The sequence below is a fragment of the Ruegeria sp. HKCCA0235A genome, assembly GCF_013033235.1.
Lineage (GTDB): Bacteria > Pseudomonadota > Alphaproteobacteria > Rhodobacterales > Rhodobacteraceae > Ruegeria.
Genome location: NZ_WQDQ01000014.1, coordinates 95,494 through 104,359, shown reverse-complemented (window position 1 = coordinate 104,359; position 8,866 = coordinate 95,494). Strand labels below are relative to the sequence as shown.

6 protein-coding genes are annotated in these 8,866 nt (G+C 59.6%); 2 read left to right on the top strand and 4 right to left on the bottom strand.

The window, feature by feature from the left end; genetic code table 11:
- Positions 1-4: 4 nt before the first annotated feature.
- The gene (locus tag GOW56_RS19770; RefSeq protein ID WP_171206948.1) at positions 5-2,056 is read right to left on the bottom strand and encodes a glycosyltransferase family 39 protein; all 2,052 of its coding nucleotides are present in this window, start codon (positions 2,054-2,056) and stop codon (positions 5-7) included.
- Complete coding sequence (locus GOW56_RS19765) at positions 2,053-3,036, bottom strand: glycosyltransferase (protein ID WP_171120574.1); 984 nt, start codon at positions 3,034-3,036, stop codon at positions 2,053-2,055. Before GOW56_RS19765 ends, GOW56_RS19770 begins: the two co-directional genes overlap by 4 nt.
- Before the next feature lie 242 nt (positions 3,037-3,278).
- Here GOW56_RS19765 and GOW56_RS19760 point away from each other — a divergent pair, with 242 nt between their 5' ends.
- A complete protein-coding gene (locus tag GOW56_RS19760; protein ID WP_171120396.1) occupies positions 3,279-4,784 on the top strand; it encodes a PepSY domain-containing protein in 1,506 nt (501 codons plus the stop codon).
- The gene (locus tag GOW56_RS19755) at positions 4,778-5,962 is read left to right on the top strand and encodes a glycosyltransferase family 4 protein (RefSeq protein WP_171206947.1); all 1,185 of its coding nucleotides are present in this window, start codon (positions 4,778-4,780) and stop codon (positions 5,960-5,962) included. The genes GOW56_RS19760 and GOW56_RS19755 overlap by 7 nt, the downstream gene beginning before the upstream one ends.
- Positions 5,963-5,969: 7 nt before the next feature.
- Here GOW56_RS19755 and GOW56_RS19750 read toward each other — a convergent pair whose 3' ends face one another.
- Both GOW56_RS19750 and GOW56_RS19745 read right to left on the bottom strand, forming a co-directional pair.
- On the bottom strand, positions 5,970-7,238 hold the full coding sequence (locus GOW56_RS19750) for a glycosyltransferase (protein ID WP_217358844.1): 1,269 nt from the start codon (positions 7,236-7,238) through the stop codon (positions 5,970-5,972).
- Positions 7,239-8,675 (bottom strand): lipopolysaccharide biosynthesis protein, encoded by a 1,437-nt coding sequence (locus GOW56_RS19745; protein WP_171206945.1) that lies wholly within the window; start codon positions 8,673-8,675, stop codon positions 7,239-7,241.
- Between the last annotated feature and the right edge of the window lie 191 nt (positions 8,676-8,866).

The following is an 8,866-nucleotide window of genomic DNA, read 5'->3' as shown; positions in this document are numbered from 1 at the left end:
GGGCCTATTCGCTGTCTCCCAGATAGACAACCTTACGCCCGGGAAAGGCTGCGATGATGGCTGCGTTCTGCTCAGGTCCCATATCGCGCAGGAAAATTGGCTTGCCTTCGGGCAGGAACGGGTCGTTGAGATAAAGCGCTGATCCGATATTGGCATTTGTCGCAACAAAGACCAGAGCATTGCTCAGCTCTGCGGCCTGTGCCTGACGCCTGATGTCGCCGGTAAAGCCACCGTACCCATCGTATTTCGAAACCCCACGCCATGAGGTGAAACTGACGACCGAGACTGCACAAAGCAGCAGGATGATACAGTGCAGACGACCGTGATACTGGTCCGGCAGCCGGTCTTTGACCGCCTCGATCCCAGCCGCTGAAAGAACCAGAAACGGTATAAGTGCCGTATGCCAGTAACGTGGTCCCAGATAAAAAGTGCCTGTGAACCAATAGAAGAACAGCACTCCCACAAGGGCCACTAGGATCACCAGCATGGCCCGGTCGAATCCGGTCAGGCGCTTGCGCCAGATGAAGACAATCCAGATCGGGACCAGCGATCCAAAGGTCCAGCCCAGAAGTTCAAGATTGAGCGAGGCAATCCCGTTGATCAGGTTCAGCAGACCCTCAGCCGGGCTGTGGCCAACCCAGATATCCAACGCGCCCCAGCTTGTGGCGGGTGGTCCCACATTGGGGCCAAAGCCGAACGCATTTTTTGTATCGGGCCAGAGCCGGCTCAGGTAATCGGATTGCGGGGTCAGCAGTATATCGCCGGTGGTCCCATAATTGAGCAGCAAAAAGACGGACCCTGACAGGACACCGCCCACGGCGCAGGCCAGCACCTGCCCGATCCCTCCGGGCAGGCGGCGCAGCAGCCACAAACCAGTCAACCCTCCGACAATCAGTGCGTCCAGTGGTCGGGTTACAAAGCTCCATCCCAGCGCAAGCCCGGCAATAAATGCCAGCAGGATCGCCCGCCGCGCCACGCCTTCTCCGGCCCGGATCAGACACCACCAGGCCAGAAGCACCGCGACCAGCATCACGGAATGCGTCATCAGCGTGGCCCCCACGGCCAGCACCCAGGGCGAGGTTGCCATCAGCAACGCGACCATATCCGCACGTTCACGACTGATGGTCCGACGGACAATGTCATGGGCCAGCCAGACCGATATCCCAGTCAGGATCGGATTGATCACCCAAGGCACCCCGATCAGAACCCCAAGGCTTAGTACAATGGCCCAGCCTTGCGCCGGGACACTGATCCATTTGCCGTCATGCACCTCGAGAAGATAGTATTCCAACGCGGGTTGCGCCGCTTCGGGCGGGACCGGAGCCCAGAGCGTACCAGCCGCAAAGGTGCGTGCCTGAAAGAGATAGGCCAGTTCATCCTCGACATGGGGAACGCGGTCGAACGCCGTCCAGGCAAGGACAGCACTGACCACCGTCGCAAAAACGGCCAGAGCGGCCACCGGGATACGCGGGATGCGATCAGGACCTGCCACGGCAAACATGGCGACCAATGTGGCCATCTGAACAAGAGATAATGCACCGCCGACACCGATCTGCAGTCCGAAGGCCGTGTAATAGCCATAGGCCACATAAGGTGTTGCGGACAGACAGAAAACCGCAACCAGACCCATCAGAAGAAACAGGCGGATGATCCCCGCCCCGGCGAAAAGGCCCCTGACAGCCTCCCGGCCTGCAGGACGCATCAGAACAACGCCCGTAAGAACCGCCTGTGCAGCCAATATCAAAAGCATGATCAGGTTTTCAGGCGGGTCGGCGACAATCTCAAGCCGCGGAAACCAGAGCGGTTGAGTCAACCATAACCGGGCGGAACTGCCCAGCAGAACCAAAGCGGCCAGTGCCCCGAACAGAGGTAGTCCGCGCGACCAGAAGACCCCGATCAGAACCACTGCAGCCGCAGCCATAACCATAAACCACAAGCGTAGCTCGGCGAGTGTAGCGTTGGTGACAGGCGCATCCGCGGCCCAGGCAGGGCCTGCACACGCGCAGACCGCAAGAGCAAGCCAGTGCCCTTGCCACCCGTTTTTCTGTGCGATCATGCCAGATGCTCTTCTCTGGCCAGAGCCGGATCCCGAGCGGGACCTTCGATATTGATACGTTCCTGCTCGGTCACGATGGGCCCGCCACGCACCTGATTATGGATCGAGGTGATGTATTCCCCCAGCATCCCAATGAACAGCATCTGAATGCCCGACAGGAAAAACAGGGATACGATGATGGTCGTCGTCCCGCGCGGTGCCTGATCGGGATTGACGAAAAACAGGATCACGGAAATGAGCGAGAACAGGATACAGGCAATCGCGATCACCAACCCGCTGATTGTACAGAACCGCATCGGGGCCCGCGTGAAAGAGAAGATCGCATTCAACGCCTGATCGATCAGCGCCATCAGGCTATGTTTGGACAGCCCCTTTGCACGGGCCTTCCAGACATAGGGTTTGATGATCCGGCGAAAGCCACAGCTTGCGATGATGCCACGGATGTAAGGATAGTGATCCTTATGCGCCAGCACCGCCTTCAGAACCTTGCGGTCGATCAGCTGAAACTCTCCGACCGATGGCTCCAGCCAGACATCCGACAGGCCATTGACGATCCGATAGAAAAGGCCGCGTGCGTTGCGCATCACGAACCCTTCTTCGCGGGTGCTGCGGGCGCCGGCCACCACGTCATAACCGCTTTCCCACAGCTCGACGAATTCGGGGATCAGTTCGGGCGGGTCCTGCAAGTCGACCGGCAGCATGACGACGATCCCGTCGCCGGTCGCATAACGCAGCCCGTTGAAGGTTGAGCGGAACACCCCGAAATTGCGGGCATTGACCACCACCTTCACGTCCTGATCCTGTGCGGCGATCTCGCGCAGGATATCCACGGTCCGGTCAGAAGACGCATTGTCGATGAAGATATGCTCGCGCCTGTAACCCGGCAGCTCCTTGTCGAAAATGGCCTTTACGGTCTCATAGCAATTCGCCACGTTGTCTTCTTCGTTGAAACATGGCGATACAATGGAAATTGTTTTCATATCTTCATTTAACATCAATCGGCACCGCTTACCCCACCAATACTCGGGTATACTCATACCATCCCGCAAAGACCGGGATTCGCACAACACTTAACCCATAGGAATGGTGTGAAATAATGCGCGCGCGGCGCCACAGAGACAGACGAAATCATTTTTTCATGGAAACAATATCCTAAAGCCATTGTTTCCGTTAACTCTACTTCAGCCAACATTTCGTTCAATTGTAAGCAAGTAAGGCGCAGATGAACCGTAAGCTACGAAACTCACTTTTCAAACTTCACATCTGGCTGGGACTGCATCTTTCGCTCTTTTTCGCGTTCATGTTCCTGACGGGCACATTACTTGTTGCGGGGTTTGAACTTGAATCAATCGGCCGTCCGGCCATCTGGACCACGATCGACAAGGAAGAGCGCACCGCGAGTTTTGGCACGATCTACGATGGCATCAAAGAGACCCACCCCGAAAGTAGTATCTATCTGATGTTCAAACGCCCGACCCCTTGGTTTGCGGATCGCACCTTCAGCCGCACCGGATGGGGGGAAAGTGTCAGTTTCTGGACAAATCCAGTAACCGGTGATGTCGTCGGGGCGACACGACCCAATGGGTTTCGCGACATTCTGCGAGACCTGCACGATACCTTTCTGACCGAGAAACGGGTCGTGTTCATGCTGGTCAGCGCTACATCCGTGATCCTGCTGTTTCAGATCGTCAGCGGACTCATCACCTACCGGCGTTTCTGGAAAGGGTTTTTTCGCTGGCCCAGCCGCGCGGGCGGGTTGCGCGCATGGGCGGGCAGCACACACCGGCTGACGGCTCTCTGGTCAATGCCGCTTCTGATTTTGACTGCGGTTACCAGTTTCTATTTCCTACTGGGCAGCCTGGGGTTTGAGGGCACCTATCCGCAGCCCAAACCGCCTGTTCCGCGTGAAACCGTTCTGCCTGTCAATTTCGGTTCAGATCTAATCGACCAGGCCGAGGCCCGCGCCCGTGACGCCCTGCCCGGGTTCGACCCCTTCATCATGACCCTGCCCGACAAAAAAGCTGGCGCTTTCGACTTCAGCGGGCATGTCGCAGGACATTCGGGCTTTTTCGGGCCGGGCAACGTGTCAATTGATCCGGTAACACTCGAAGTTCTGGGCGCTTATACACCCAATGAGGTCGGCGGACTCGCCTATTGGAAGCCTTTAATGGATATGCTGCATTTCGGCCTCTGGGCTGGAGCATTTTCAATGGTGCTGTGGATCATCCTTGGCCTGTTTACGACTGGCCTTGCCCTCACCGGTGCTTTGATTTTTGCGGGCCGGCTTGCCCCCGAAGCCGCGCATCTCGGCCCGGTCAAACGGATCTGGCGCGGCATGGGGTGGACCCGGTGGGCGTATTTGCTCCTCGTGATGGGCATCATAGCAGTCGCTGTTCTCCGCTTCGGCCCCGGATCTAATACCAAAACCAGTGCGTTTGCAGTCGATGCCCCACCCTCGGTGGTCTGGATGCTTATGCACGCCCCCCTCAGACGTGACACACCCCTTGATGTCGAATTGCGGATCAGCGAACCCGATATCGAAACCGTATCCATCGAAATCAATGGGAAAGAGGTACAATCCCTTGAGGTCGTGCAAACAGGCGAGACCGCCATAGCGCCTTTTCAGCTACTACCCTCGGACACGGAAAACACCATCGTTGCCCATCTGCAAAAACCGGATGCAGACACAAGAACCGTCACATTCCGACTGGGGCAACCGATATGGTAAACGAAACAACACTTCCCCTGACGAATGAGAAGGCTTTTCAGGAACGGCTCAGCATCCTGCAAATGTGCTCGTTTTTCACATTCGGAGGCGGCATTCAGCGCCACATTACCGATCTGGGCGGGTCCCTGATGGCGCATGGGCACAAGGTGATCAAGGCTGGCGCGCCCGGAGAGCTTGGCGAGACCGCGGATGGCAGTGTCTTTGTACCTTTGCAGCTTGACCGGGTCAGCGACCACAGTGCGAATGGCAAACTCAACCCGGCCCTCAGAATGTACTGGCTGGTACGCTCGGCCCTGACCCTGCGGCGGGCGCTCAAGGCACATAAGGTCGATGTCATCCATGCCCATGAAACTGCCCCGCTTCTGACAGCCCGTCTGGCCAGTCTGGGGATGGGGATCCCCATTGTGATGACCTATCACGGCTCGTCGCCCGACCGTCTCAATGCGGTGGCCCGCGCTTGCCGGCAGCAAGCCGATCTGGCGATCTGCCCCAGCGAAACCGTCATGCAATCCCTGCTGGAACGCCAGGTCGACCCCGGCAAGGCGCGGGTGATGCTTTTGGGGGTACGTCCCAACCCGCCCGCCGATCCGGCCGCCGCGGCGGCCCTGCGGCGTGAACTGTTGGGCGAAGATGGCACACATCTGGTTCTGTCCTTGTCCCGTCTGGATCACCAGAAGGGCCTCGACGCGATGATCGAAGTGGCCCGGCGTGTGCGGCAAGACCTGCCTGGTCTGCGGATCGTCGTCGGGGGCGAAGGCGTGCTGCGCGGCCAGGTCGAAGCCTGGGCCGAACAGGCCGGGGTTTCAGACATCATCCGTTTCCCCGGAGTGATCTCGGATGTCGCCACCTATCTTGCGGCCTCTGATCTTTATATGCTGACCTCCCGGTGGGAGGCCCTGCCGATTTCAATTGTCGAGGCGTTCCGCGCCGGGCTGCCGGTGATCGCCACCGATTGCGGCGGTGTGCGTGAATTGGTGGATGGCGATGTCGGGCGCCTGTGTGCGGTCGATGATCTTGATGCCCTGTCTCAGGCGCTGCGCGATCTTTGCACCGACCGCGCCGAATATGACCGGCTAAGCGCCAATGCCACGGCGCGCGGTGCAGAAGACAGGTTCTCGCCAGCCCATGTGCATAGCGGGTTTGAAAAGCTGTATCGGCAACTGGCCGGGCGGGGATAACCCCCGGTCAGTCCGCCGCGCCGTTCTCGAAAGCACCAGCTTCCAAGGCATGGGCTAGATCGGCCCGCCCTGCACGATGCGCGGCCTGCGCAAAAGCCGCGCCGAACCGGCCCAATACCTGATCTTCACGCCAGAGCGTCTCAAACCCGTGCCGCGCCGCTGCGGCCATCTGATCCCGCGCGGCACCTCCGTTCTGAAAACGGCGCATGGCTGCGATCAGATCATCTTCGGTTTCGAACAGTTCCCCGCCCCCTGCCCGCTCGACGATCTCGGGGAACGGACCCAGCCGCCGGGCGATCACCGGCGTGCCCAGCCGGAAGCTTTCGATCAGGATGATGCCGAAGGTTTCATAACAGACCGAGGGCACGATCAGCCCCAGTGCGCCACGATAGTAAGCGTTCAACTCGTCCGGCGTCTTGCGGCCCAGGAATTTGATCCGGTCATTGCCTGCGGCCTGTGCCTTCAACTCATCCGCATAGTCACCATCACCCAGGATCAGCAGATCCGCGTCGGGATAGCAGTCAAAGGCCGGGAACACATCCTGCAACCCCTTGATCTTTTCCAACCGCCCGACAAACAGGAAATAGGGGCGGTCATGCGCCGCCGGTTCCGGCAAGGCGCTCTGATCCAGGTCGGGCAGGAAATAGGGCAGCACCTGCATGTCCTGCCGCAGGCCGAATTCACGATGTTTGGCGCGGCTGAATTCGCTTTTGGCAATGATCAGATCCATGTGATCCAGCGCCCGGTCCAGCGCACCGGTATACCGCCACAGCTGCGGTGGCCGCTTGTGGTGCAACACGCAGCGCAGGCACTGGCACTCATCGCACAGCTCCCGCCCATGCCGCCACAGAACATGGGTGGGGCAGACCAGCCAGTGTTCATGCGCTTCATAGATTTTCAACCCCTCGCCCATCGGCAACAGGCCGGGGCCGCCGATCAGGGATGTGTTGTTGTGCCAGATGATATCCGGCTTCCGCTCGGCCAGTAACTCGCGGATGCGGGCAGCATGGACAACCGGACGGCCCAGTTGCTGGGTCAGCAGGTTCGACATCACGCCATTGCGGCTGCGCAGGCCGATCCGCCGCACCCCGTCGGGGTCGCCCTCGGGCTGGGGCTTGCCGCCCAGGATCAGATAGCTGTCTTCGTCATGCACCACCGTCACGTCATGCCCGCGCGCCACAAGCGCCCGCGCCATGCGCTGAATGCCGATGGCGTCACCGCCAAAGGAATAGGGGGGATAAAATGTGGTGAACATCAAAATGCGTAACGATTTCATCTATCTCTCAATTCCTTGAGTGTCAGCCGCAGGCAGGTGCCCGCCTTGCGGCCCAAGCATCGAAACCAGCAGGCGCAGCCTGTCCCGCTGGAGCAGAAAAGCCAGCAAACCATAGGCCAGAACACCCGTCACCGTACCGGCAAGTAAAAGCAAAGCCGGGGACAAGCCGTCCAGTTGCCACATGACCCCCTGAACTGCCGCCACCATCCCCCCTGACAGCAGAAGCGGCGCAAGATGCTGCCGTATCAAAGCCGGGCCGGACAGCCCCGCAATATGCCCCAGATTGGCAAATTTGAGCGGCCAGACCAGCAGAAAGACAGCCACAAAACCGGCTGTGACGACCGGCAACCCATACGGGGCCAGCACCACAATCACCCCCGCCGCCAGCGCCACCTCGACCCAGGACAGAACCGCCAGACGACCGGGCTGACCGGCCGCCAGACAAAAGGTCTGCTGCACCTTTTCGGCGCACAGATACATGCCAAACACCGACATCAGGCTCAGGACCGGAGCCGCCGGAGCCCATTTCTGACCGAACAGCAGCACCAGCGCCGGTTCCGACAGAACCGCCAGCCCGGCAAAGGCCGGAAAGGCCAGAAACCCGGTCAGGCGCATGACGTCGATCAGCAAATCCGTCGCCGGACCACCATCGCGCGCCGCCGCACCAAAGGCAGGCTGCGCCACGGTGCGCAGCGGTGTGATAACCAGGAACGAGGCGGTCTCGATCACGCGCCAGGCGATTGCGTAATACCCCGCCGGAACCGGCCCCAGCATCGCGCCGATGATCACCGCAGGCGATTGCACCGCAGCCAGTTCCGCCGCGCGCAGGCCCAGAATCCGGTGACTGAAATGCAAGACCCTGCGCATATGATCCCGCGACGCATGGAATGCCGGGCGCCAGGAGACCGCCCCCCAGGCCATCACGATATTGGTGGCCGTCATCGCCAGCCGCTGGCCGACCAGGCTCCAGACGCCGTATCCCGCCAGCGCCATGCCAATGCCCACGACCCCTCCGACCGCCGCGCCGAGCGCTGCACGGATGGCCAGAACACGGAACCGCATTTCCCGGCGCAGGATCGCAACCGGCACCGCCGTCAGGGAAATCATCAGCACCGTTGGGGACAATCCGATCAACAATTCACGCGCAACCGGCTCATTGTAGAAATATGAGACCGGCCCCGCCCCCAGATACAGCGCAACCGTCAACATACCCCCCAGCAGCGCCAACAACCAGAAAACCGAGTTCAACCGCTCTGGTGACAGCGCCTCATGGGTCAGCAGAATGTCGGAAATCGTTTCGCGCACCAGGAATTCGGAAAACAGCACAAAGGCTGCAACCATCGCCAGAAGACCAAAGGCCTCGACCCCTAAAATACGGGCAAGAATGGCAAAAATGATGAAATTGAACGCCTGCTCGACCCAGATACCGGCCGACATCCAGGCAACTCCGCTGCTGAAACTCTGCCGCCCTGACACCCGTTTCCTTCCTGTTGCCCGAACCCCGCCAAGTGCCGATGGACACATGGCTCAAACACTCACACCTGTTGCGCACAGTATGCGCAATTGCAAACTTGACGCCTTAACGGTCGAATTTGGTCAAATTTATTGTCTATGTTCAGTCTGTACGT